This is a genomic window from Streptomyces sp. CNH287 (genome assembly GCF_000424825.1).
This window is the reverse complement of sequence record NZ_AUKQ01000004.1, coordinates 43,881-68,048: the sequence shown is the minus strand read 5'-3', so window position 1 is coordinate 68,048 and position 24,168 is coordinate 43,881. Positions and strand designations below refer to the sequence as shown.

Below are 24,168 nucleotides of genomic sequence, written 5' to 3'. Positions count from 1 at the left end.
GGCTCAGTTCCTCTCGAGGAGTCGTCCGGTGCACACGGCGGCGGGCGCCGGGCGGGCCGGGGTGGCGTGGCCGGTGGTGCGGCCGTGGTCGGTGATCTGCCGCCCGCGCAGCCAGCTGGAGCGGACCACGCCGTACAGGGTCCGCCCGGCGTAGGCGGTGACCCGGTTGCGGTGGTGCAGCGCGGCCGGGTCCACGGTGAAGGCCTCCTCGGGCGCGAGGACGGCGAAGTCGGCGTCCCGGCCGGGCTCGATGGCGCCTTTTCCCCTCAGCCCGGCCAGCCGGGCCGGGGCGGTGGACATCCAGCGGGCGACGTCGCCGAGCGTGTGCCCGCGCGAGCGGGCCGCCGTCCACACGGCGGGCAGCCCGAGCTGGAGGGAGGAGATGCCGCCCCAGGCGGCCTGGAAGTCCGGGGTCTTGAGGTCGGCGGTGCAGGGCGAGTGGTCGGAGACCACGCAGTCGATGGTGCCGTCGGCCAGGCCCTGCCACAGGGCGTCCTGGTTGGTCCGCTCGCGGATGGGCGGGCAGCACTTGAACTCCGTCGCGCCGTCGGGGACTTCCTCGGCGGTCAGGGTCAGGAAGTGCGGGCAGGTCTCGACGCTCAGCCGTACGCCCTCCGCGCGCGCGGCGGCGATCATCGGCAGGGCGTCGGCGGAGGACAGGTGCAGCACGTGCACCCGCGCCCCCAGGTCGCGGGCCAGCGCGATCAGCCGGGCGACCGCGTCGTTCTCGGCGGCGCGCGGCCGGGAGGCGAGGAAGTCGGCGTAGTGCGGCCCCTGTCGCCGGGGGGCGGCGGCGAGCCGCTCGGGGTCCTCCGCGTGGACGATCAGCAGCCCGTCGAAGGCGGCGATCTCGGTGAGCGCGGCCTCCAGGCCCGCCGGGTCCAGCTCAGGGAACTCCTCGACGCCGGAGGGCGAGAGGAAGCACTTGAAGCCGAACACCCCCGCCTCGTGCAGCGGGCGCAGATCGCCCGCGTTCCCCGGTACGGCACCGCCCCAGAAGCCGGTGTCGACGTACACCCGCTCCCGCGCCACCTCCCGCTTGACCGCGAGGTGTCCGACGGTGGTGGTCGGCGGGAGGGAGTTGAGCGGCATGTCCAGCAGGGTGGTGATACCGCCTGCCGCCGCCGCCCGGGTCGCGCTGCGGAAGCCCTCCCACTCGCTGCGGCCCGGGTCGTTCACGTGGACATGGGTGTCGACGAGGCCGGGGAGCAGCGCGTCGTCCCCCAGCTCCACCAGCCGGGCGGTGGGGGGCGACGGCGCGTGGTGGGGCAGGACGGCGGCGATCCGCCCGCCGGCCACGGCGACGGACGCGGGCCGTACGCCCTCAGGGGTGACGGCGCGGGTCGAGCGCAGGACGAGCGATACCTCGGATTCGCCGGGCAGCTGGGGCAACGCGGTCCTCCTCCTGCTCGCACGCCGTCGCGCGGCGTATTCCGCACAGCGGAAATTCAACGTTCTGTTGAGAAGTCTTCCTGCTCGCACCCTCCCCCGTCAAGGGTGATCACCTCTGACAGATTCCGCACAACGGAAGTAATTTCTCGACCTACAGAAGTTCACCACCCTGCCCGGCCCACTCGGCAGACCCCCGCGCGCAAGGCCGGCACGGCCGTGACCGGCGACAACACCCCTCCGCCACCCAGGACCTGGCACCGCGGACCGGTAGCATGCGCCACGTCCGCCAGGAAAGGAACGCGAAGTGCCGCCGTCCGCCGAGCGCAAGCCCACCTCCGCAGCCCCCGCACCCCCGGGCGGCGTCCAGTCGCTGGAGCGCGCCTTCGACCTGCTGGAGCGGATGGCGGACGCCGGGGGCGAGGTCGGACTGAGCGAACTGGCCGGCAGCAGCGGCCTGCCGCTGCCCACCATCCACCGGCTGATGCGCACCCTGGTCGCCTGCGGCTACGTCCGCCAGCAGCCCAACCGGCGCTACGCGCTCGGCCCCCGCCTGATCCGGCTCGGCGAGAGCGCGTCCCGGCTGCTGGGCACGTGGGCCCGCCCGCACCTGGCCCGCCTCGTCGAGGAGACCGGCGAGACGGCGAACATGGCGCTGCTCGACGGCGACGAGGTCGTCTACGTCGCGCAGGTGCCCTCACGGCACTCGATGCGGATGTTCACCGAGGTGGGCCGCCGGGTCCTGCCCCACTCCACCGGCGTCGGCAAGGCGCTGCTCGCGCACGCCCCGGCCGGTGAGGTGCGGGCGCTGCTGGCCCGTACGGGAATGCCCGCGGCCACCGAGAAGACCCTCACCACCCCGGACGCCTTCCTGGAGGCCCTGGCCCAGGTGCGGGAGAACGGCTACGCGATGGACGACAACGAGCAGGAGATCGGGGTGCGCTGCATCGCGGTGTCCGTACCGGACTCCCCCACCGCCGCGGCGATCTCCGTCTCCGGCCCGGCGGGGCGGGTGACCGAGGCGGCGACGGACAAGTTCGTCCCCGTGCTGCACGAGGTCGCGGCCGAACTGTCCGCCGCGCTGGCCGGGGCGGCGCAGCCGGACTGAGCGCGCGGGCGGTGCCCGCGGCGGCACGGAGGCCTGCACGGAAGCCGGTGCGGCGTCACGCCTCGCCGAACAGCTCGATCGCCTGGCGCAGTTCGGCCAGCGCCGCGGCCAGCGCGCTCACCGAGCCGAGCGCCGCGGTGACCAGCAGCAGGGAGCGGCGCAGCCCGGGCACATCGGATATGCCCTGGCGGGCCGTCGCGTCGAGGGCGGCCATCTCCTCCTCCGCCGCGTGCCGGTCCGCCAGGTACGCGGGATGGGCGGCCAGTTCACGCCGCAGCCGGTCAATCGCCCGGCACAGGGCGGCGCAGCGCGGGTCCTCGCCGCCCGCCGCCACGACCCGCCGGCCCACAATCTCGATACGCAAGGCTGATCTCCCCCACAGGTGCCGAACTCTCTCCCTCTGTACTGTCCGCACGGGAGAGATCGGCACAGTCAACGCCACTCTCCGCGCATCCTGCCACACGGAGGGCGAAACTCAGGCCGTCATTGTTATCACGAGATAGCCCTGTGTCACGCTCACTCCCGGAATTCAGGTCCCCTTTCCTCCCGACGCCCGTCGTCGCGCCGGAGGCAACTCGCTCTCGTAGGCTGGGCGACCGTGTCGGAACAAGACTCCCCCACGCCCCCGCCCGTGACCGCACTGCTGCTCGCGGCGGGCGGCGGGCGGCGGCTGGGCGGCCGTCCCAAGGCGCTGCTCACCCACCACGGCAGGCCGCTGGTCGAGCACGCCGTACGGGCGCTGCGCGAGGGCGGCTGCGATCCGGCGGTCCGCGTCGTACTGGGCGCCGCCGCCGATCAGGTGCGCACGCGGGCCGAACTGAGCGGGTGCGTCCTGCTGGAGAACCCGCGCTGGGAGGAGGGCATGGGCTCCTCGCTGCGCACCGGCCTCGCATCCCTCGACGCCACCCGCGGCGGCGCCGCGCTCGTCCTGCTGGTGGACCAGCCGGGGATCGGCGCGGCGGCGGTGGACCGGGTCCGCCGGGCGGGCCGCTCCGCCGCCTCGCTCGCCGCCGCCGCGTACGAGGGGCGGCGCGGCCACCCCGTACTGCTCGGCGCGGACCACTGGCCGGGCGTCGTACGGGCCGCGAAGGGCGACCGGGGCGCACGCGCGTACCTGGCCGCGCACGCCGCCGGCCTCACGCTGGTGGAGTGCGGCGACGTCGCCGACCCGGCTGACCTCGACACCCCCGAGGACCTGGGCCGCCTCGCCCCCTGACCCTTGCCGCGATCCCCGGCATCCTCCCGGGGATCACCACCAGTGGTGCCCCGTCAACGCCCCGACCAGGACGCCCGGAACGGCCGCCATGGTGAGCGCGGACCCGGCCAGGAAGAGCGGGAGGCCGAGGATCAGCGACAGCGGGGTGAGGAACAGCGTCGTGGAAGTGATCAGCTCGGGCTTGGGCCCCGCCACCAGCCACAGACGGCGGGTCGGCAACGGTGCCAGGGACTCGCTGGGAACCCCGCGCCGATACGTCACCTCCCTACCGTCGGCGCACCTGTGGACGTAGCGCTGTTCCCACGGGGAGCGGAGGGAGAGGGACTTCTCCGTGCCGCGGTAGACGGCCCCGACCCGTCCCCCCTTGAGAGCCCCCCGGGTCTGGATGATCGGGACCAGGCTGAAGACGAGTCCGCCACCGGCGAGCCCCACCCCGATGTTCGCGGCCAGCAGGCAGACGAGGGCCACCGGCCAGGCGATCAGCAGACCCACCAGCACGCAGTAGGCGGCGACGGCCGTGAGACCTGCCCACAGCAGAAGCCGTTCCGGGGCGTGGCGGTCCCGCAGCCGCGGCTTCGCCCGCCCGGACGGCAGCGCGGCACCGGAACGCGTGGACGCGTGGTGCGGCCCGGCGATCGCCGCCCCGTCCGGGGGCCGCTGCGCTCGCCTCTCACCCCGGTCCTGACCGCCTTGCGGCGCACGGGGCTTCACCGTCCCCTCCCACGCGCTCCGGTCCTCCGGCTGCTGCGCCGCCTCCGTCGACGGCGATCCGACGAGGCGGGCATTGAGCCGGTTGAGCGCCGCGAGGCCCTCGTCCAGTTCCCGTCGCGCGAGCGCCGGGTCACGGACGGCCTCCCGCGTGGCGCTTTCGTAGGCGTCCAGGGCGCGGGCGAACTCGACGGCCATCACGTGCGTGGTGCCCGGCCGATCCGTGGCGAACGGATGCACCGCCAGCATCTCGCCGAACGCCGTCAGCTGACCGTCGAGACGAGCGGCTTCCTCTCGCGCCCTGCGCCGACGCTGCCCCGGTGTGTTCACCGGGTCATCATCTCCTGAGAAACCGCTGGGGCGAACTCGTACACCGCCTGCCTCCTGTCTCCCGCCCGGCCCGCGCGTCATGATTCCGGAACAACCCGGCAAAGACCCTCGCACCCCGGCACGTGCAGGGCGCAGGATGCCAGAGGTACGCCAACGGACGGGGCGGTGCGGCCCGTCACACAGCGGCGGCAGGCCCGCTGGGGCGGCTGCTGGATTCCGGCGACGGAACGGTGACACCTGTGGCCGCCCTCGTTACCCTCCCGTGTGGCTTCGAAGAGAGCGGCAGATCAACGAGGAGGGGACGGCCCATGACGGACTCCACCGGTACGGCGGACCCGCCGGTTCGAATGCGGTTGAACGAGATACCCGCTCCGCACGGCTCCCGTGCCGGCGGCGGCGAAGACCTGACCGTCCGCGACGACGAGCTGGGCGCACTGGGGAACATGGCGCACGAGCTGCACGGCCGCCTGTCCAAGGACGGCAAGCACGCGGACGAGGCGACCAGCGCCGCGAAGAGCTGGCTCGCCGAGGACGGCATGGACACCGGTTCGGCGCTCGGCGAACTGCAGGCCGCCTGGGAGACCAAGCTGGGGACCCTCACCGAATCGTGCGCGCACATCTCCAACCACCTCGACTTCACCAAGAAGGCGCACAAGCAGGACGAGGACACGATCGAGACGAACATGAGGAACGAGGAAGGCAAGTTGATGACTGTTTCCCGGATCTCCGACTACATCGACAACTGACGGGGGCAGTCTTGGTTTCCTACTCCGATCTCGAGAACCTGCGCCTGGGCAAGCTCAGGAAAGCCGCCGACCAGTGGCAGCAGATGGCGGAGAAGCTCGACAAGGTGGCCAACGGGGGAAAGGACGAGGGCGCCTCCGCGGCGAGCCTGGCGTCCCGGGCCGAAGGCGCCGAGTGGAAGGGGGAGAACGCCACCAAGATGAAGGCGTTCGTCACCAAGGCGACCGGCGAGTTCGCCGACCTGGTCACCGCCGCCCGCAGCATCCACACCATCCTCGACGGCGCCTGCACGGACTTCAAGCAGCACAAGGAAGACCTCAAGGAGGCCGTCGCGCGAGCGGCGAAGAAGAACGTCTCGATCGACCCGAAGGGCGTCGCGCGCCCCTCCCTCTGCTACGCCGATCCGGCCGACGGGCCCACCCAGGCCGAGGTCGACGCCGCCGCCGAGGAGGTCGGCGAGATCCTCCAGGCCGCCGCCCGCACCGACACCAAGGCCGCCGGGGCACTGCGCTACCACGCGAAGAGCAAGTACGACTTCCGGGAGAAGGGCTTCAAGAACTTCGACGGGTCGGTGCAGGTGATCCTGGACGCGGCCGAGTACCAGCGGCTGGCGGAACAGAAGCCGGAGAACGTCGACAACAAGGAGCTGGCGCGCCTGGTCGCGCTGGGCAAGAAGTACCAGGACAACGACGTCTTCGCCGAGCAGTTGGTCACCGAGATGAAGGCGCGCCCCTCGCTGGAGTTCTACGCCGGGCTCGCCGACAAGGACAACTTCGGCGACCACGACCCCACAAAGCGCATGGAGCTGCTCGCGAGCCTGGAGCAGACCTACGGCACCACCCTGGCCACGGCGACGCAGTCGGACAGCACGGCCATGGAGAAGTGGGAACGCCAGGCGCTCGCCCTGGGCGGCAAGGAGGTCGGCCACGGCGGCGGCAGCGGCGTCCGGGTCTACGGCTTCCAGGTGATGAGCAACCTGATGCGGCACGGGAAGTACGAGACCGGCTTCCTCGCCGAGTACGGCGACAGACTGCTCGCGTTCGAGAAGGAGCAGACCGGGGACGTCGAGATCCCCGGCCCGCGGGAAGGGTCCCGCGAGGACGTGCTGCCCTGGGACAGGAACCCCAGCTACGCGCGGAACAACCTCATGCACTTCGGGGACGAGAACGACGCCGGCACGGACCCGATGACCGGATACATGAAGGCCCTCTCGCACAACCCGGACGCCTCGACGCAGTTCTTCGACGAGGGCAAGGACCGGATGCGGTACCTGCTCGACGACCGCCCGGACTACACCGACGTGTGGCGTGACGGCTTCGGCGGGGGCCGGGACGGCTACGAGGGCCCCAGCGCGTGGAGGGACGCGACCGGCGAAGCGCTCTTCGCCGCCACCTCCGGGATGACCCCGAGCGACGACTCCGCACCCACCGGACCGCACAGCGGGGAACAGCGGCAGATCATGAAGCACGCCATCGACGTGCTCGGCCCGCAGGGCGACGACATGCCCCCCGAGCTGCGCGACTCGATGGCCAAGGTGATGACGAACCAGGGCGACATCGTGCACGAGGCGATGAGCAACGTGAAGGCGGGCGGCTCGCCGATCGACGAGGCGAACCTGATGGAGGTCACCAAGCAGATCTCCCGCGACCCGGAGACTTACAAGATCCTCAACAACGGCATGAACTACGCCATGGTGGCGGACTTCAACTCCGACACCGACTACCCGAGCGACGGAAAGCATCCGGAGGACAGCCTCAACCGGGCCGGCTACACCCTCGGCTTCATGGAGGAGGCACGTCACCAGGCCATCGGCGACTGGAGCAAGGAGGAACTGGTCGAGGCGGGCTGGAAGAAGAAGGCGTTCGACTCGGTCGCCCTGATCGGCTCCGAGTACGTGCCGGGCATCCCCGTCGGGGAAGGCAAGATCGGTATCGGTACGCCGCTGTTCGCCGGGGCCACGGCCGCCAGCGAGGCGTGGATTCAGGGCGAGCAGGCCCGCATCCACGAGAAGGCCAACGAGCAGTACGAGACGACCTGGAAGGCCCGCGAGAGCCAGGCGACGGCGCTGGCCGACCAGTGGTACAAGGTGAACAAGGACTGGGCGCAGGGCGAGACGGGCTACTCGGATGGCCGGGGCATCTACGACCAGATCGGTTCCGCGGCGAACGACGGCAACAAGCGGTTCGAGGGCGGCACGGGAGACCAGGATTGAGGCCCGCCGCGACCCGCTCCGTACGCCTGGCCTGCTGCACGGCCGCCGGGGCCGTCCTCCTGTCGCTCATCACCACCTGCTCGCAGGACAAGGAGCTACCGGTGCCGCGGTCGCTCTGCGGCGTCAAGGTGCCCCAGGAGATACTTGCTCCCCTGCTCCCTGCTAAGGGAGATTCCGCGAAGGTGTACCTGGGGCAGAACAACGACACCTTCCGCACCTGCGAAGTCGGCGTCGGCCGCCATATGGTCTTCATCGCCCGGCTCAACAAGGTGCCGGAGTACTACGCCCCGATGTCTCCCGACGGCGGCGGCCAAAACCTTGACGACCCGCAGAGGATGCCACGCCTGCCCTTCGGGGCGGCGGGCGTGACCGGCAGCGAGGACTCGCTGGCCACGGTCAAGTGCGGCGGTGACGGCCCCGCCTACCTGTATCTCGACCTCAGCACCCAGCCCGATCGGCTGGAGGCGGACGAGAAGCAGCACCGCGCCGACATGCGGGAGTTCACCATCGCCTACCTCAAGGGCTCCATGAAACGGGAAGGCTGCGCCACCTGACCGCCCCTCCCGCAGGGGGCGGACGAGCCGCCGGGCGCCGGGGCGGACGTCACGGCGCCCGGCGGCTGCCACGCCCCGAACGCACCAGCCGCAGCACGGCGAAGGCGACCACGCACAGCAGCACCGCGCCCAGCACCGCCTTGGAGTACGCGCCGACGTAGTCGGTGACGTCGTGCCAGTTCTCACCCAGTGCGTAGCCGCCCAGGATGAACAGGGAGTTCCAGATCAGGCTGCCCAGCGCGGTCAGCACCCCGAAGGTGACCAGCCCCATCCGCTCCACCCCGGCGGGCAGCGAGACGAAGCTGCGGAAGAGCGGAATCATCCGGCCGAAGAAGACGGCTTTGGTGCCGTGCCGTTCGAACCACGCCTCCGTGCGCTCGATGTCCGAGAGCTTCAGCAGCGGCAGCCGCACCGCGAGCGCGACCGTGCGGTCCCGGCCCAGCAGCGCGCCGATCGCGTAGAAGGCGTACGCGCCGAGCACGGCGCCCAAGGTGGTGCACACGATGGCGGCCAGGAGATTCATGTCCCCCTGGCTCGCGGTGAAGCCCGCCAGCGGCAGGATCAGCTCACTGGGGAGCGGCGGGAAGAGGTTCTCCAGCGCGATGGCGATGCCGGCGCCCGGCGCGCCGAGGGACTCCATGAGGTCCGTGGCCCATTCTTCGATCATACGAGGAAGGCTAGAAAACCCTGGTCAGGTGGGGCCATGGTGGTCACCGCACGGCACTCCTGCGGAAAACCGCAGTCCCTTGCGGACAGGGCAGCGCTTAACGTGGTGATCATGCATAAAGTGCTGCGCCGTACGGGCCTGACCGCCGCCGGCGTGCTGGCCGGGACGGCGACGGGGCTGGCCGGTCTGCTGCTGACGCTGCTCACCGGGCTGTGCCTGCTGCCGGTGCTGGGCTCGCCCCGTGGGCAGCGCGCGGTGCTCTCCCGGGCGCGTACGGCCGCGGCGGCACTGACCCGGCGCGAGCGTCGCCGGCTGGCCCGGTACTTCGACACGGAGTCGGCGGAGAGGTATCCGGCGGACCGTGCGCTGCGGTACGTGGCGGTGCGCTGGCTGGTCGGTCTGCTCGGCGGGCTGGTGCTGCTGACCCTGTTGGTGGGGCTGCTGTACGCGTCGATGCTGGTGTGGGGCTGGCTGGTCTTCGATCTGAGCGGGTCGGAGGAGATCATCCCGGCCGTGCTGGGCGGCGCCCTGCTGGCCTTCCTCGGTGTCAACGGACTCTTCGGCGTCGTCGCCCTGGAGTCCTGGCTCGTCCAGCACCATCTGGGCCCCAGCGCCCAGGATCTGCTGCGCCGCCGGATCACCGAACTGTCCACCAGCCGGGCCGGGGTGCTGGACGTGGTGCACGACGAGCGGCGGCGGATCGAGCGGTACCTGCACGACGGCGTGCAGCAGCAGCTGGTCGCGCTCGGGATGCTGCTGGGCCGCGCCCGGCGTACCAAGGACGCGGCGCGGTCGGCCGAACTCGTACGGCAGGCGCACGAGGAGGCCCGCCGTACGCTGGACGAACTGCGCGACGTGGCGTGGCGGGTGTATCCGGCGGTGCTGGACGAGGCGGGTCTGCACGCCGCGCTGGAAGCCGTCGCCGAGCGCTCCGGGCTGCCGGTCCGGCTGGCGGACAATCTGACGGAGGAGCCGGTGGACGCGGTGCGCACAGTCGCCTATTTCGTGGTGAGCGAGGCGGTGACCAACGCGGCCAAGCACGCCGGTGCCAGCCATGTCAGCGTGCGGGTCACCCAGGGTTCGGAGGTACTGCGGGTGCGGGTCGAGGACGACGGACACGGCGGCGCCGACCCGGGGGGCGGCGGGCTTCTCGGGCTGGCCCGGCGGGTCTCCGCGCTGGACGGCGTCCTACGCGTCAGCAGTCCGCCGGGCGGGCCCACCGTGGTGACCGCGGAGCTGCCATGCGCCTGATCCTGGCCGACGACTCGACCCTGCTGCGCGAGGGGCTGGCCCGGCTGCTGGCGGATGAGGGGCACGAGGTGACCGCCGCTGTCGGGGACGCCGAGGCGCTGCTCGCGGCCGTGGCCGCGCAGCCGCCGGACGTGGCGGTGGTCGACGTGCGGATGCCGCCGACGCACACGGACGAGGGCTTGCGCGCGGCGCTGCGCATCCGCGCCGAGCACCCCTCGGTGGGAGTGCTGGTGCTCTCCCAGTACGTGGAGAAGCGGTACGCGGCGGAACTGCTGGAGCGCAACACGGAGGCGGTCGGCTACCTGCTCAAGGACCGCGTGGTGGAGATCGACGAGTTCCTGGACGCCCTGGCCCGGGTCGGCTCGGGGCGGACCGCGTTCGACCCGGAGGTGGTGCGGCGGCTCGTCGCGCGCAGCACGCACACCGATCCGCTGTTGCGGCTGACCGGGCGCGAGCGGTCCGTACTGGACCTGATGGCGCAGGGGCACACGAACGCGGCGGTCGCGGAGCGGCTGTTCGTCTCGCAGAGCGCCGTGGAGAAGCACAGCAACGCGATCTTCGAGAAGCTGGGGCTGACGGGCGCGGAGGGCTACAGCCGCCGGGTGCTGGCGGTGCTGCGCTACCTGGGGTCGTAGCGCGACCGCCACCGCCCACCTCCGCACCAAGAGGGCGCGGCGCCCACCCGCGGCGTGTCCGGGGTGGCACCGCGCGCCACCGCGGGGCACCGTGGAGTGGCACGGGCTCTCTCGATATCAACAAACTATTGAAGTTCCACCATAAGGAAACTATTCTCCACTGGTCAGAAGCGCCGTTGGCAGACGACGGCGCCCGCGGGCTGCCTCGGCCCCGCCCCGACCCTGCGTGGCACCCGGTGCCACACAGGTGCTCGGGGAGGCACCCGGCGGCTGCGGGACACCGTTCGCCGAAGGAGTGACCGCACATGTCCGCACCAGCGCCGTCCCAGCCGGCCGTCGTCGACGCCGCACCTGTCGACCGCCAGGACGAGGTACTGACCGACGCGGCGCTCGGCTTCCTGGCCGAGCTGCACCGCCGGTTCACCCCGCGCCGTGACGAGCTGCTGGCCGCGCGGGGCGAACGCCGCGCGCAGATCGCCCGTACCAGCGCGCTGGACTTCCGCCCCGAGACCGCGCACGTCCGCGACGGCGACTGGCAGGTGGCGCCCGCCCCCGCCGCGCTCCAGGACCGGCGGGTGGAGATCACCGGTCCGACCGACCGCAAGATGACCATCAACGCGCTCAACTCCGGTGCCCGGATCTGGCTCGCCGACTTCGAGGACGCCTCCGCACCCACCTGGGAGAACGTCATCGGCGGGCAGCTCAACCTGACCGACGCCTACGAGCGCCGCCTCGACTTCACCGACGAGCGCGGGCGGGCGTACGCGCTGCGCCCGGCGGACGAACTGGCCACCGCTGTGATCCGCCCGCGCGGCTGGCACCTGGACGAGCGCCACCTCCAGCTGGAGGGCCGCGCGGTGCCGGGCGCGCTGGTCGACTTCGGCCTCTACTTCTTCCACAACGCGCAGCGGCTGCTGGACCTGGGCAAGGGCCCGTACTTCTACCTGCCCAAGACCGAGTCCTACCTTGAGGCGCGGCTGTGGAACGATGTCTTCGTCTACGCCCAGGAGCACTGCGGCATTCCGCAGGGCACCATCCGCGCCACCGTCCTGATCGAGACGATCACCGCCGCCTACGAGATGGACGAGATCCTCTACGAGCTGCGCGACCACGCCTCCGGTCTGAACGCGGGGCGCTGGGACTACCTCTTCTCGATCATCAAGAACTTCCGTGACGGCGGTGCGAAGTTCGTCCTGCCGGACCGCAACGCCATCACCATGACCGCGCCCTTCATGCGCGCCTACACCGAACTCCTGGTGCGCACCTGCCACAAGCGCGGTGCGCACGCGATCGGGGGGATGGCGGCGTTCATCCCCAACCGCCGCGACCCGGAGGCCAACGAGGTGGCGCTCGCCAAGGTGCGCACCGACAAGGACCGCGAGGCGGCCGACGGTTTCGACGGCTCCTGGGTCGCCCACCCCGACCTGGTGCCGATCGCGCAGGCGTCCTTCGACGCGGTGCTGGGCGAGCGGCCCCACCAGAAGGAACGGCTGCGCGAGGACGTGCGGGTCGGGGCGGCCGACCTCATCGCCGTCGACACGCTGGAGGCGAAGCCGACGCGCGCGGGGCTGCGCAACGCCGTGCAGGTGGGCACCCGTTACATCGAGGCGTGGCTGCGCGGGGCGGGCGCCGTCGCCATCTTCGGCCTGATGGAGGACGCGGCGACGGCGGAGATCTCCCGCTCGCAGATCTGGCAGTGGGTGAACGCGGGCGTCGTCCTGGAGACGGGCGAGACCGTCACCCCGCAGCTGGTGCGGGAGTTGGCGGCGGAGGACCTGGCGGCGCTGCGCGCGGAGCTGGGCGAGGACGCGTACGCGGCGGGCCGCTGGCAGCAGGCCCACGACCTGCTGCTGAAGGTCTCCCTGGACGAGAAGTACGTGGACTTCCTGACCCTGCCCGCGTACGAACTGCTGCGCTGACGGGCCCACTTGGCGGGGCGGCCCCGGCGGGGTCGCCCCGCCCCTGCACGGGGCCGCGTCACCCTCGCGGCGCGGCCCGCTGGGTCAGTCCTGAGCCCCGGCGGGCAGCAGGGCCAGCACGCGGGTGCCGTCGCCCGGTGAGCTGGTGACGGTCAGTTCGCCGCCCAGCTCCGCCAGGCGTCTGCGCATGCCGTCCAGCCCGAAGCCGCGCGAGCCCTCGACCACGAAGCCGCGGCCGTCGTCGGTGATCTCCAGCTCGATACCGTACGGCTGCCGCGCCAGGACCACGCCGACCGTGCCCGCGCCCGCGTGCTTGCGTACGTTGGCCAGCGACTCCTGGGTGCAGCGCAGCAGCGCGATCCGGGTCGGCTGGTCGCACGCGAACTCCGGCAGCTCCGCGCTGACGGCGAGCCCGGTGTCCTCGGTGAAGCGGTCCAGGGTGCGGCGCAGAGTCTCGGCGACCGAGCCGGGCGCGAGACCGCCCTGCGGTGCCGCGCCGACCAGGACCCGCGCCTCGGCCAGGTTCTCCCGCGCCGTGTGCTCGATCGAGCGCAACTGCCGGGCGCTGCGGCCGGGATCGCTCTCCAGTCCGGAGCGGGCGGATTCGGCCAGCACGACGATGGAGGCGAGACCCTGCGCGAGGGTGTCGTGGATCTCCCGCGCGAGCCGCTCGCGCTCGTCGGCGGCGCCCTGGCGCTGGTGCGCCTCGGCCAGCCGCTGCTGGGCGGTCTCCAGTTCCCGGCCCAGGCGCAGCGCGCGCTCGTCGCTCTGCCGGATGAGCCGGTGCACCCACACGCCCACCAGCACGCTGACCGCGTAGCCGATCAGCGTGAGCACGACCTCGCCGGAGAGGAACTCCACGTCCCGGCCCTGCCGCAGCAGCAGGCCCGCCACCGAGGCCGCGGCGGCGGCACCGCTGAGGAGGACCGAGGCCCGCAGCCCGGCGGCGAAGATCCAGAACTGCGGGAGGGCGACCAGGAACACCGGCACACCGCTGCTGAGGAACGACAGCCCGCCCAGGCCGAGGACGAGCACGCACAGGTACGCGCGCGGGCGCGCCCGGGGGCGGCGGGGGAAGCCGCGCACCCACGCGTATCCGAGGGAGAGCAGGGCCAGCAGCGCCCACGACCAGTACCTCGTCGACTCGTCCCAGGCCCCGATCGCCGGGGGCCACAGGCCGAAGACGAGCCAGACGGCGTCGTTCCAGCGACGGAGTGTCCGCATTCCGTACCGGTCCTGGGGCTGCGGCCGTGCGCTCATGCCGGTCAGCCTACTTTTTCCGGCGTTCGGGCCGCCGGGGCGGCGGTACGCTGCGCGCGGGCCATGCTCCGCGACGGCCACCAGCTCGCTCTGCCGAGCAGCAGCATGAGCGCGGGCAGGATCACGATGCGGATGATGAAGGCGTCGAGCAGCACCGCCGCTGCCAGGCTGAAGCCCATCTGCTTCATCTCCATGATGTGCAGGCCCACGAAGCTGCCGAACACCGTGACCATCACCACCGCCGCGCTGGTCACCACGCGCGCGGAGCTGCCGATGCCGCCGAGCACCGCCTCGCGGGTCGGCACGCCGCGCAGCGCGGCCTCCCGGATGCGGCTGATCACGAACACCTGGTAGTCCATGGACAGTCCGAAGAGGATCACCAGCAGGAGCAGCGGCACCCGGGAGCCGATCGAGCCGGTGGAGTCGAAGCCCAGGAGCCCCTCGGCCCAGGTGCCCTGGAAGACGAAGACCAGCAGGCCGAGCGAGGCGACGGCCGAGAGGACGTTGAGCGCGACGCCGACCAGGCCCAGCACGACGGAGCGGAACGCCCACACCGTCATGCCGAAGGTGACCAGCAGCAGCGCGCCGATGATCAGCGGCAGCTTCCGCTTCTGGTGTGCGGGGTAGTCGGCGTAGCGGGCGACGTCCCCGGTGACCGCGACGTCGGCGCCGGACAGGCGGCCCAGGGTCGCGGGCACGTAGTCGTCCCGTACCCGGTCGAGGGAGTCGCGGGCGGCGTCGGTGCTCACGTGGTGCGGTACGGGCAGCTCCAGCACGCTGATCCGGCCGTCCGGCGAGGTGCGCAGCGCGGAGGTGCCCGCCAGCTGCGGATCGCTCTGGGCGCGCCTGCCGAGGTCGCGCAGCGCGCCGGCGACGTCGTCCGCTCGCCCGGGTGCGGCGCGTACGACGACCTGGTGCATGGACTTCAGCTCCGGGAACGCCTCGTTGAGCCGGTCGAAGGTCTGCATGGCGGGGATCTCGCGGGAGTGCGTCTCGCGGCCCATGTCGGTCAGGTTGAGGCCCAGCAGTGGTGCGGCGAGGGTGAGCAGGACGAGCAGGGCGAGGCCCAGCATGGTGGCGGGGCGCCGGTCGGTGGCGCGCAGTACGGCGGCGGTGATCCGGCCGGTCGACGGACCCGGCTGCCGCTGCCGCTGCCGCGCGGGGGTGTCCGGGCGCCGCGCCCCGCGCTCCGCCTTGCGCGCCGCGCGCCGCTCCGCCCGTACGCCGAGCTTCGCCAGCAGCGCGGGCAGCACGGTCAGGGAGCTGGCCACCGCGACCAGGGTGACCACGATCGCGCCGGTGGCGATCGAGGAGAAGATGACGTCGTCCGCCACGTAGAGCGTCGCGCTGGAGGCGGCGACCGCGAGCCCGGAGACGACCACGGCCCGGCCGGAGGTGGCCGCCGCCAGCTCCACCACGGCCTCGGAGCTGAGCCGTCCGCCGGAGCGCTCCCGCTCCTCGCGGTCCCGTTTCAGATAGAAGAGGGTGTAGTCGACGCCGACGGCCAGGCCGATGAGCAGGATGACGTTGGTGCCGACGCCGTTGTCCGGGAAGGCGTGCGAGGCCAGCATGGACAGGCCGATGGCGGCGGCGATGGAGGAGAGCGCCAGCAGCAGCGGCACGGCGGCCATCGCCGCGGAGCGGAAGACGATCAGCAGCACGATCAGGGTGACGGGCAACGCGATCAGCTCGGTGCGCGCGAGGTCGTCGCCGCGCTGCTTCTCCACTCCCTTGCTGATCGAGGGGCCGCCGGTCTCCTCCACCCGCAGGCCCGGGTGGTCCCGCTGGGCCGCCTCGGTCTGCGCGCGCAGCGGATCGACGTGCTTCTTGCCGTCGAGTTCGGCGCCCTTGAGGGTGATGTCCACCCGCAGCGCGCCGCCGCCGTCCGCGCGTACCGGCTCGGCCACCGACCGTACTTCCGGCAGTTTCGCCATCCGGTCGGCGACGTCGCGGGCGGCGGCCTCGGCGGCCTTCCCCTCCAGCGGACCGGTGCCGGGCTTGGCGGTGATGAGCACGCGTTCGAGGGGTTTCTGTTCCAGACCGCCTTCGGCAGCCATCGCCTCGCCCCGGCCCGCCTCACCGATGTGGAAGTCCTCGCCGGTGGCCGCGTTGCCGCCGACCGCGATCCCGGAGCCGAGGCAGAGCGCGACGAAGAGAAACCATCCGGCGATCGCGCGCCAGGGGTGCCGGGCGCTCCAACGGGCCATGCGTACGGGGAGGTTCGTCATGGCGTCCATGCTGGTCGGAGCGGGGTTGCCGGGGACAGCATCCACCGGTTGAACTTCGCGTCCACCGGATGGCTGACCCCGGAGTCCCGCGCGCCCCGGCCAGGCTCGAACAGGTGCTGCCCGCCCGGGTGCGCCGCCGCGGCCGGGCGCTCCAGGGGGCGGCCGTCCCGCTGTACGGGGTGCTGACGGCGGGCACGGGCGTCCTGGTGGACCGCTTGCGCAGGCAAAATACGCAGAAAACTGCATAAGCGGATTAAAGTGTCAGGATGATGCGTGTGACGCGACGGCGTACCGCCGGGCGCCGCTGACCGGGCCGGGGGTGTGGCATGGAGGCACCACAGGAGGCGCCGGGCGCCGCCGGCCCGCCCGGCGGCTGGCCCGCGGACGCGGAGACCGCGCTCACGCTCAACCACACCGGCTGCTTCGACTGGGACCTCGACCGCGACGTGATGCACCTGGACGCCTCCGCGCTCGCCGTCTTCGACCTGACCCCGCAGGAGTACGACGGCCGTCCCGGCTCGCTGCGGCCCCGGGTGCCGGCCGCCGAGGCGGCCCGGCTGGAGATCGTGGTGGCCGAGGCCCTGCGCAGCGGCCGCCGCACCTACGGCACCTACTTCCGGCTGCGCCGCAAGGACGGCACCGTCCAGTGGACGCACCTCCAGGGCGCCGTACAGCGCAACGCGCGGGGGCGGCCGTACCGGATCGTCGGCATCGTGCGGGACGCCGCCGACGAGCTGAGTCAGAGCGTGGAGCGGCCCGAGGTGGACGCGGCGCTCCTGCGGCACACGGGCGTGGTGGAGCGCACGACCGCCGCCCTGGCGCACGCCAACACCACGGAGGACGTGTTCGACGCCCTCCAGATCTCCGAGACGCTGGAGCAGATGGGCGCCGTCCAGGTGCTGGTGGGCATGGCCGAGGACGGGCGGGTGCGGCTGCTCGGCCAGGAGAGCGCCCCGGTGCCCGATCCTCTGACCCTGGCGCGGATCGACGACCGGCTGCCCCTGACCGACGCGGTACGCACGGTCACCCCGCGCTTCATCGCCTCCCGCGAGGAGTTCGCCGTCCGCTACCCGGAGATGTGGCCGTACGTCGAGCGGGTGGGCGGCTCGGCCGCCGCGTACCTGCCGCTCATCACGCAGACCGGCACCATCGGCGCCCTGGGCCTGCTCTTCCAGGGCCGGCACTCCTTCCCCGAGGAGGAGCGCTCCCTGCTCACCGCGCTGGCCAGCGCCATCGCGCAGAGTCTGGAGCGGGCGCGCCTCTTCGAGCAGGAGCACGAACTGGCCGAGGGCCTCCAGCGGGCCATGCTGCCGCACACCATCCCCAGCGTCCCCGGCCTGTACACGGCCGTCCGCTACCGCGCGGCGCGACAGGGGCGGGACATCGGCGGCGACTGGTACGACGTGGTCCCGCTGCCCGGTGGCCGGGTGGCCGTGATGGTCGGCGACGTGCAGGGCCACGACACACACGCCGCCGCCGTGATGGGCCAGCTGCGGATCGTCCTGCGGGCGTACGCCACCGAGGGGCACGCGGCGCCGACGGTGATGGAGCGCGCCTCCGCGTTCCTGAACGACCTGGAGACCGAGCGCTTCGCCACCTGCCTCTACGCGGAGGCCGACCCCGCCAGCGGCTGGGTGCGGCTGGTGCGCGCGGGGCACCTGACTCCGCTGCTGCGGCGGGCGGACGGCAGCTGCCGCCCGTTCCCGGTCATGGGCGCGCTGCCGCTGGGGCTGTCGGCGTACTTCACCCGCACGGAGTATCCGGTCACCACCTTGGAGCTGGAGCCCGGCGAGACGCTCCTGATGTTCACCGACGGCCTGGTCGAGCAGCCCGGCACCGACGTGGACGAGGGGGTGCGCAGTCTCGCCCGCGCCGTCCGGCACGGCCCCGCCGACCCCGACGCGCTGGCCGACCGGCTGTGCGAGATCCCCGAGGGGTGGTCGGCGACGGACGACCTGGCGCTGGTGCTGCTGCACCGCGAGTCGACGGCCCTGCCGCGGCCGGGCCGGCGCCTCCAGCGGCAGGTCTCGGTGGAGGACCCGGAGGCGCTGTCCGCCGTACGCCACATGGTCCGCTCGGCGGCGCGCCTGTGGGGCGCGGGCGGCCGGGCCGACGACGTGGAGCTGGTGACCAACGAGCTGGTGACCAACGCGCTGCTGCACACCGGCGGCAGCGCCGTGGTCACCGTCAGCCCCCCGGGCGGGCCCGAGAACCGGGTGCGGGTGGAGGTCGCGGACCGCTCCAGCGCGCACCCGCAGCGCCGCGAGCCCGCCGACAGCGGGGTGTCGGGCCGGGGACTGCTGCTGGTGGACCGCCTCTCGGACGTGTGGGGGGTGGAGTCGAGGGGCGGGGGCAAGTGCGTGTGGTGCGAGTTCGCCGGAAGCGGCGAAGGCGGCGCGGTGGCGGACTGAGAACGCGGCGCGCCGCGGCGGCCGGCGGGCCGGTCATCCGGAGGCGGCCACCGAACCGAAGAGCACCATTCCGGGCCCGCCGAGTACGGGCAGCGGCGTCGCGGTGACGATGCTCCGCCTCCGGCCCGCCCGGGGGTCCCCACGCGGGCCCGCGGCGGAAGCCCCGTCCCCGGAGTACGGCGGTGCGCCGGCCTCCGGGGACGGTTGCGTCCGGGCTGCCACGAGGGCCGCCCAGGCCGGTCCGGGGCCGTCCCCCCGGACCGGAGTCGTGCGAGGCGCCGGCGGCTCGGCCCGCGGCGCTCCCGCTCAGCCCGCGTCGGCCGCGATCCGGGCCAGGCGCCGCGCCTCCGCGCGCGCGTCGCGGGCGATCCCGTCCTCGTCCGCCGTCGTCAGCCGCCCGTCCTCCACCACGCTCCGGCCGCCCACCAGCGAGAGCGTGACCGGCGCGGGGGCGCCCAGCACGAGCGCCGCGACCGGGTCCTCGATCGTCGAGTGGCCGAGGCCGTCGAGCCGCCACAGCACCAGGTCGGCGAGCTTGCCCGCCTCCAGCGAGCCGATCTCCGCGCCGCGGCCCAGCACCTGGGCACCGCCGTAGGTGCCCAGGCGCAGTGCCTGCCGTACGTCCAGCGCGTGCTCGCGGTGGCCGCCGAGGCGGTTGACCAGCAGCGCGTTGCGCAGCTCGGTGTGCAGTTCGCCCGACTCGTTCGAGGCGGTGCCGTCCACGCCGAGCCCCACCGGTACGCCGCCCGCGAGCATGTCCGGGACGCGGGCGATCCCGGCCGCCAGGCGGGCGTTGGAGGAGGGGCAGTGCGCCACACCGGTGCCCGTGCGCCCGAACGCGGCGATGTCCGCGTCGTTCATGTGGACGCAGTGCGCCATCCACACGTCCTCGCCGAGCCAGCCGGTGGACTCGAAGTAGTCGGTGGGGCCCATGCCGAACAGCTCATGGCAGAACTGCTCCTCCTCCACCGTCTCGGACCCGTGCGTGTGCAGCCGTACGCCCTTGCGGCGGGCCAACTGGGCGGCCTCGCGCATGAGTTCGATGGAGACGGAGAAGGGCGAGCAGGGGGCGACCGCGATGTGCAGCATGGAGCCGAAGGCGGCGTCGTGGTGGCGGTCCACCGCCTCCTCCGTCGCCAGCAGCGCGCCCTCGGTGGTCTCCACGGCGAAGTCCGGCGGCAACCCGCCGTCGGCGGCGCCCCGGTCCATGGAACCGCGGGCGGCGGTGAAGCGCACGCCCAGCTCGCCCGCGGCGCGGATCTCGGCGCCCAGCAGGTCGCCGGTGCCGCGCGGGAAGACGTAGTGGTGGTCGGCCGCGGTGGTGACGCCGCCGCGGGCCAGCATGGCGAGCGAGCCGCGCGCCCCCGCGTACACCATCGGCTCGTCGATCCGTGCCCAGGTGGGGTAGAGCGCGGTGAGCCAGCCGAAGAGGTTGGCGTTCTGGGCCAGGCCGCGGGTGAGCCACTGGTAGAAGTGGTGATGGGTGTTGACCAGGCCGGGGGTGGCCAGGTGGCCGGTGCCGTCGACGCGGCGTACGACGTGCTCCAGATCCGCGGGTGCGGGACCGGGGCCGACGGACTCGATCAGTGCGCCCGCGACGACCACATGGCCGTCGGCGTACTCGGTGTCCCCGGCATCGACGGTCGCGATCGCGCAGTGCTCGATGACGGTGCGCTGTACTGGGTCTGCCATCGGTGCTTCCTCGTTCTCTTCGGCGGACGGGCGCGGCGGGGGCCCTCGGTGATTTGAGTGCCGGAGCGGGCGGAGCGGTTCAGAGGTTGGTCAGGTCGACGGGTATGCGCGCCTCGGCGCCGTCCCGCAGCACCGTGCCCTCTATCAGCCCGTACGGGCGGTCCGCCGCGTAGTAGACGGCGCCGTCGGCCGCGTCGTTCTTCAGGCCGAACGGCTCCAGATCGACCCGGAAGTGGTGCTTGTTGGGCATGGAGAACCGGATCTCGTCGATCTCCGGCAGGTTCTCGATCACCCGCGCGCCCATCTGGTACAGCGTCTGCTGGAGGGAGAGGGAGTAGGTCTCGGCGAAGGCGCGCAGCAGGTGGTCCCGTGCCGCGCCGTACGCCGCCTCCCAGTCCGGCGCCGGGCGGGCGCCGCCCGTGCCCGCATCGGCGCCCGCGCCCGACCACCCGTAGCGCCAGGCGGCGGCGACGTCGGTGGCCAGGATGCGGTCGTAGTCCTCGCGCAGCGTCGTGTACGGGTCCTTGAGGTAGCCCCAGAACTCCGAGTCGGTGGAGTTGAGCACGGTCAACTCCTTGAGGCCGCCCAGCACTTCGAATCTCTCGCCGTCGAAGGTGACCTGCGCGGTGCGGACCTCCTGCCCCTCGCGTACGAAGGAGTGCCGGGGCCGCCCCTCGGCGTCGGCGCCCGCGATCCGCCGCCAGCCGTACTCCTCGATCCGGATGCGGGCTGTACGAAGGGGTTCCTGGCTGGTGACGAAGTGCCGGGCCAGGTGCACCCCGAACTGCTCGGCCGACTCGATGCCGTGCTCCTTGGCGAAGGCGAACACGGTGTTCTTGGTCGTGTCGGTGGGCAGCACGTGGGCGTTGGAGCCCGAGTAGTGCACGTCGTCCATGTCGCCGGACAGGGCGACGGAGACGTTGAGGTCCTTGATGTGGTGGGTGTCGCCGTCGCGGGTGATCTTGACGACGCGGTTCTCCGCCTTGCCGTACTGGTTCTGGCCGAGAATCGTGGGCATAGGGGGTCAGCTCCCTCGGTACACGGAGTAGCCGTACGGACTGAGCAGCAGCGGCACGTGGTAGTGCTCGCCCGGCGCGACCGCGAAAGTGGCGGTCACCTCGGGGAAGAAGCTGCCGCCCCCGTGGCCGGCGGCGGCTGTGCGGCGGGTGAAGTACGGCTCGACCTCGAAGACGAGCCGTGCGTGGGTGGTGCCCTGGGGCAGGGCCGGAAGGTTCGCGCAGCGCCCGTCCGCGTCCGTCTCGGCGAGCACGTGCCCCCTCCACAGCGCGTCGCCGCCGCCGCGGACGGACAGCTGCACCGGCACGCCGGCGGCCGGGCGGCCGGCGCTGGTGTCCAGGATGTGCGTGGAGACGGAGGCGGCCGGGCCGCCGCCGGAGGTGCTCTCGGGATGCTCGGCGCTCATGGTTCAGGCTCCTTCGTGCTGCTGGACGAGGCGGGTCAGGCGGATGCGGTTAATCTTCACCAGCTCGCCTCGGACCGCCTCCCGCTCGCGCTCCGGCGTGTTGCCGATACGGGCGAGGAGGGCGTCCCGCAGCTGCTGCGCGCTCAGCCCGGTCGCGCAGACGAGGAAGACATGGCCGAACCGCTCCTGGTATTCCAGGTTGAGCGCGAGCATCTGCTCCCTCAACTCCGCGGTGGCCCCCGCCATCCCGCGCTGTTCGCGGGCGGACGCCGGGTCGCCGGGCCTGGGGCGCCCGATGGGCGGGTGCCCGGACATGGCCTCGGCCAGGTCCTGAGCGGTCAGCTCGGCCATGGCGGCGTCGCTCGCGGCGAGCAGCGCCGCGTGGTCCGCGTACGGCCGCCGGGCGAGCACCTTCCGCGCCCACGCGGCCGAGGCGCAGACCTCGCGCAGCGCGGCGCGCACCGCTTCCTCGCCTGAACTGTTCCACCAGGTCAGGCCGGGTGTCGGGTGTGCCGGACGAGACGTCACGGGGGCCTCCGGGGCCGTTGTGCTGTTCGGGCTGGGGAACAGCTAAGCCCTCGACGGAGGCCGCGTCAACACTTTGTTGAAATTCTTCGGAACTCCCGGAACCGGCCCGGCGTCACTCCGGCGTCACTCCGCCGGACGCTTGGCGGACTCCCGGTTGAGGTAGTTGTAGACCGTGAACCGGGAGACACCGAGTGCCCCGGCCACCGTCTCCACGCCGTGCCGCACGGTGAACGCACCGCGCACCTCGAGGATGCGGACCACGGACTGCTTGGTCTTGCGGTCCAGCTCGGCCAGTGGCATCCCGTGCCGCCGCTCCAGCTCCGCGAGCAGGTGATCGAGCGAGTCGGACAGGTGCGGCAGCCGTACGGCCACCACCTCCTCACCCTCCCAGGCGAGCACGACATCGTCGCCCTCCGCCTCGGACGGCACCACCAGCTCGGCACCCATGGCGGCCACCAGCGGACGCACGGCGGCCACGAACGGATGCTCCGACCCCGGCTGCGACTGCGGCTCCGTGCTCACGCGTCCGCCCCGGTTCCGGCCTCGCCGACCACGTTCACCTGGACCGACACCCGCGTCGCGCCCGCCGCCAGCGTGCGCCGCAGCATGTCCTGCACGGCGTCCAGCACCGCGTCGGCCGCACCCTCCGCCGTGTTCCCGAAGGGCCCCACATCCACCGCGTCCAGCTCCGCCGCCTGCACGCTCTCCCGCGCCACGACCGCATGCGCGGGCGCTTCGTCGAGATCGAACGGCTCGGTGGTGAACTCCACTCTCAATCGCACCCTGGGCGCTCCTTACCGTCTCGACCTGCTCTTTCCTTCAGCTGGCCTGGGCGAAGGGCACAACCGGGGCACGCGAGCCCAGCCCCGATTCTATGGCGGCCCCCACCACCTGACCCGCCCCGAGGAAGAGCCGCACCAGGGCCTTGACAGTTTGTGGAAGTCAGGCGCAGGCTGCTCTTCTCATTCCACAAGACAGAAATCTCATTCCACATTGCGGAATATCGAAAGGAAGGGAGCGCGGTCCCATGGCGCCGCTCGAAGGGATCGGTAACTCGGAGCACCGGTTCAGTGTCAACCTGTCGATCCTCTTCACCGAACTGCCGCTGCTGGAGCGCCCGGCAGCCGCCGCGGCGGCCGGGTTCGACGCCGTCGAGCTGTGGTGGCCCTGGCCCGAGGCGCCGGTGCCCCAGCAGTCCGAGCTGGACGCGCTGCGCGGCGCGCTCAACGACGCGGGCACGCGGCTGACCGGGCTCAACTTCTACGCAGGCCGGCTGCCCGGACCGGATCGCGGCGCGCTGTCCATCCCCGGGGCGGAGTCGTCGAAGTTCCGCGCGAACATCGACGTCGCCGCCGACTTCGCGCACTCCCTGGGCTGCACGGCGCTCAACGCGCTCTACGGCAACCGCGTCGAGGGCGCCTCCGGGGCCGAACAGGACGCGCTGGCGCTGGAGAACCTCACGCTGGCCGCCCGCGCCGCCGACCGGATCGGCGCCGTGGTGCTCGTCGAGGCCCTCAACGCGCCCGAGTCGCCGCACTGCCCGATCGTCAGCGCGCCGCGCGCGCTCGAGGTCGTGGACCGGCTCGACGCGGCGACCGGACTGGGCAACGCCCGGTTCCTGATGGACCTCTACCACCTCGCCAGGAACGGCGAGGACCTGCCCGAGGCCATCGCCGCCTACGCGGACCGCACCGGCCACGTGCAGATCGCGGACAGCCCCGGACGGGGCGCCCCCGGCACCGGCGAACTCGACTTCCCCGACCTGCTCGGCCGCCTGCGCGCCGCCGGTTACGACGGCTGGATCGGCCTGGAGTACAAGCCCGGCGAGGCCCCGAGCGCGGAATCCTTCGGCTGGCTCTGACACTCCCCCGCGACTCCCCAGGGGCGCCGCCC

At 72.6% G+C, this 24,168-nt stretch carries 23 protein-coding genes; 11 read left to right on the top strand and 12 right to left on the bottom strand.

Features of this window, described 5'->3' with window-relative positions; all coding sequences use genetic code 11:
• Positions 1-3: 3 nt before the first annotated feature.
• Entirely contained in the window at positions 4-1,392 is a 1,389-nt protein-coding gene (gene allB, locus H299_RS0103185; RefSeq protein ID WP_027747226.1) for an allantoinase AllB, read from the bottom strand.
• A gap of 304 nt (positions 1,393-1,696) precedes the next feature.
• Between allB and H299_RS0103180 the strand changes: the two genes are divergently transcribed.
• Positions 1,697-2,497, top strand: a complete 801-nt coding sequence (locus H299_RS0103180) for an IclR family transcriptional regulator (RefSeq protein WP_027747225.1) — start codon at positions 1,697-1,699, stop codon at positions 2,495-2,497.
• Between the two features lie 55 nt (positions 2,498-2,552).
• On the opposite strand, the gene H299_RS0103175 is transcribed toward H299_RS0103180, so the two are convergent.
• Positions 2,553-2,861, bottom strand: a complete 309-nt coding sequence (locus tag H299_RS0103175; RefSeq protein WP_486587130.1) for a DUF5955 family protein — start codon at positions 2,859-2,861, stop codon at positions 2,553-2,555.
• 234 nt (positions 2,862-3,095) lie between these two features.
• Between H299_RS0103175 and H299_RS0103170 the strand changes: the two genes are divergently transcribed.
• Complete coding sequence (locus tag H299_RS0103170) at positions 3,096-3,713, top strand: nucleotidyltransferase family protein (protein WP_078512431.1); 618 nt, start codon at positions 3,096-3,098, stop codon at positions 3,711-3,713.
• 33 nt (positions 3,714-3,746) lie between these two features.
• Here H299_RS0103170 and H299_RS31910 read toward each other — a convergent pair whose 3' ends face one another.
• On the bottom strand, positions 3,747-4,751 hold the full coding sequence (locus H299_RS31910) for a hypothetical protein (RefSeq protein WP_051262088.1): 1,005 nt from the start codon (positions 4,749-4,751) through the stop codon (positions 3,747-3,749).
• A gap of 308 nt (positions 4,752-5,059) precedes the next feature.
• Here H299_RS31910 and H299_RS0103160 point away from each other — a divergent pair, with 308 nt between their 5' ends.
• From H299_RS0103160 to H299_RS0103150, 3 genes are read left to right on the top strand one after another with little or no spacing between them, the layout of a single operon-like run.
• The gene (locus tag H299_RS0103160; RefSeq protein ID WP_051262087.1) at positions 5,060-5,497 is read left to right on the top strand and encodes a hypothetical protein; all 438 of its coding nucleotides are present in this window, start codon (positions 5,060-5,062) and stop codon (positions 5,495-5,497) included.
• Positions 5,498-5,508: 11 nt separating this feature from the next.
• Positions 5,509-7,707 (top strand): hypothetical protein, encoded by a 2,199-nt coding sequence (locus H299_RS0103155; protein ID WP_027747221.1) that lies wholly within the window; start codon positions 5,509-5,511, stop codon positions 7,705-7,707.
• A complete protein-coding gene (locus tag H299_RS0103150; protein ID WP_027747220.1) occupies positions 7,704-8,261 on the top strand; it encodes a hypothetical protein in 558 nt (185 codons plus the stop codon). The genes H299_RS0103155 and H299_RS0103150 overlap by 4 nt, the downstream gene beginning before the upstream one ends.
• Positions 8,262-8,310: 49 nt before the next feature.
• Here H299_RS0103150 and H299_RS0103145 read toward each other — a convergent pair whose 3' ends face one another.
• The gene (locus H299_RS0103145) at positions 8,311-8,928 is read right to left on the bottom strand and encodes a DedA family protein (RefSeq protein WP_027747219.1); all 618 of its coding nucleotides are present in this window, start codon (positions 8,926-8,928) and stop codon (positions 8,311-8,313) included.
• A 111-nt stretch (positions 8,929-9,039) separates the two neighbouring features.
• Between H299_RS0103145 and H299_RS0103140 the strand changes: the two genes are divergently transcribed.
• The 3 genes from H299_RS0103140 to aceB all read left to right on the top strand — a co-directional run bounded on the left by H299_RS0103140 (position 9,040) and on the right by aceB (position 12,733).
• Positions 9,040-10,179 (top strand): histidine kinase, encoded by a 1,140-nt coding sequence (locus H299_RS0103140; RefSeq protein ID WP_027747218.1) that lies wholly within the window; start codon positions 9,040-9,042, stop codon positions 10,177-10,179.
• Complete coding sequence (locus tag H299_RS0103135) at positions 10,170-10,814, top strand: response regulator transcription factor (RefSeq protein ID WP_027747217.1); 645 nt, start codon at positions 10,170-10,172, stop codon at positions 10,812-10,814. Before H299_RS0103140 ends, H299_RS0103135 begins: the two co-directional genes overlap by 10 nt.
• Positions 10,815-11,119: 305 nt before the next feature.
• Positions 11,120-12,733 carry a malate synthase A gene (gene aceB / locus H299_RS0103130; RefSeq protein WP_027747216.1) on the top strand — a complete coding sequence of 538 codons (1,614 nt, stop codon included), beginning with the start codon at positions 11,120-11,122 and terminating at the stop codon, positions 12,731-12,733.
• Positions 12,734-12,817: 84 nt separating this feature from the next.
• Here the strand turns inward: aceB and H299_RS0103125 are convergent, their stop codons facing one another.
• Complete coding sequence (locus H299_RS0103125; RefSeq protein WP_027747215.1) at positions 12,818-13,993, bottom strand: sensor histidine kinase; 1,176 nt, start codon at positions 13,991-13,993, stop codon at positions 12,818-12,820.
• Positions 13,994-13,998: 5 nt separating this feature from the next.
• Complete coding sequence (locus H299_RS0103120; RefSeq protein WP_027747214.1) at positions 13,999-16,221, bottom strand: MMPL family transporter; 2,223 nt, start codon at positions 16,219-16,221, stop codon at positions 13,999-14,001.
• A 68-nt stretch (positions 16,222-16,289) separates the two neighbouring features.
• Between H299_RS0103120 and H299_RS0103115 the strand changes: the two genes are divergently transcribed.
• Together H299_RS0103115 and H299_RS31905 are read left to right on the top strand one after the other, a co-directional pair.
• The gene (locus tag H299_RS0103115) at positions 16,290-16,469 is read left to right on the top strand and encodes a hypothetical protein (protein WP_027747213.1); all 180 of its coding nucleotides are present in this window, start codon (positions 16,290-16,292) and stop codon (positions 16,467-16,469) included.
• Between the two features lie 78 nt (positions 16,470-16,547).
• Positions 16,548-18,632 carry a SpoIIE family protein phosphatase gene (locus H299_RS31905; RefSeq protein ID WP_051262086.1) on the top strand — a complete coding sequence of 695 codons (2,085 nt, stop codon included), beginning with the start codon at positions 16,548-16,550 and terminating at the stop codon, positions 18,630-18,632.
• A gap of 306 nt (positions 18,633-18,938) precedes the next feature.
• Here the strand turns inward: H299_RS31905 and H299_RS0103105 are convergent, their stop codons facing one another.
• The 6 genes from H299_RS0103105 to H299_RS0103080 form a co-directional block, all read right to left on the bottom strand.
• Positions 18,939-20,324, bottom strand: a complete 1,386-nt coding sequence (locus tag H299_RS0103105; RefSeq protein ID WP_027747212.1) for an 8-oxoguanine deaminase — start codon at positions 20,322-20,324, stop codon at positions 18,939-18,941.
• A gap of 79 nt (positions 20,325-20,403) precedes the next feature.
• Positions 20,404-21,342 carry a factor-independent urate hydroxylase gene (gene pucL / locus H299_RS0103100; protein ID WP_027747211.1) on the bottom strand — a complete coding sequence of 313 codons (939 nt, stop codon included), beginning with the start codon at positions 21,340-21,342 and terminating at the stop codon, positions 20,404-20,406.
• Positions 21,343-21,348: 6 nt separating this feature from the next.
• Positions 21,349-21,747 (bottom strand): hydroxyisourate hydrolase, encoded by a 399-nt coding sequence (uraH, locus tag H299_RS0103095; protein ID WP_027747210.1) that lies wholly within the window; start codon positions 21,745-21,747, stop codon positions 21,349-21,351.
• Between the two features lie 3 nt (positions 21,748-21,750).
• Positions 21,751-22,275: a 2-oxo-4-hydroxy-4-carboxy-5-ureidoimidazoline decarboxylase gene (gene uraD, locus H299_RS0103090; RefSeq protein WP_027747209.1), complete on the bottom strand. Its 525-nt coding sequence runs from the start codon at positions 22,273-22,275 to the stop codon at positions 21,751-21,753.
• Between the two features lie 123 nt (positions 22,276-22,398).
• Entirely contained in the window at positions 22,399-22,722 is a 324-nt protein-coding gene (locus H299_RS0103085) for a helix-turn-helix domain-containing protein (RefSeq protein ID WP_051262160.1), read from the bottom strand.
• Between the two features lie 71 nt (positions 22,723-22,793).
• Positions 22,794-23,057, bottom strand: coding sequence for a hypothetical protein (locus tag H299_RS0103080; protein WP_078512430.1), 264 nt, complete (start codon positions 23,055-23,057; stop codon positions 22,794-22,796).
• A gap of 245 nt (positions 23,058-23,302) precedes the next feature.
• Here H299_RS0103080 and H299_RS0103075 point away from each other — a divergent pair, with 245 nt between their 5' ends.
• Positions 23,303-24,136 (top strand): TIM barrel protein, encoded by an 834-nt coding sequence (locus H299_RS0103075; RefSeq protein ID WP_037757644.1) that lies wholly within the window; start codon positions 23,303-23,305, stop codon positions 24,134-24,136.
• The last annotated feature ends 32 nt before the right edge of the window (positions 24,137-24,168 follow it).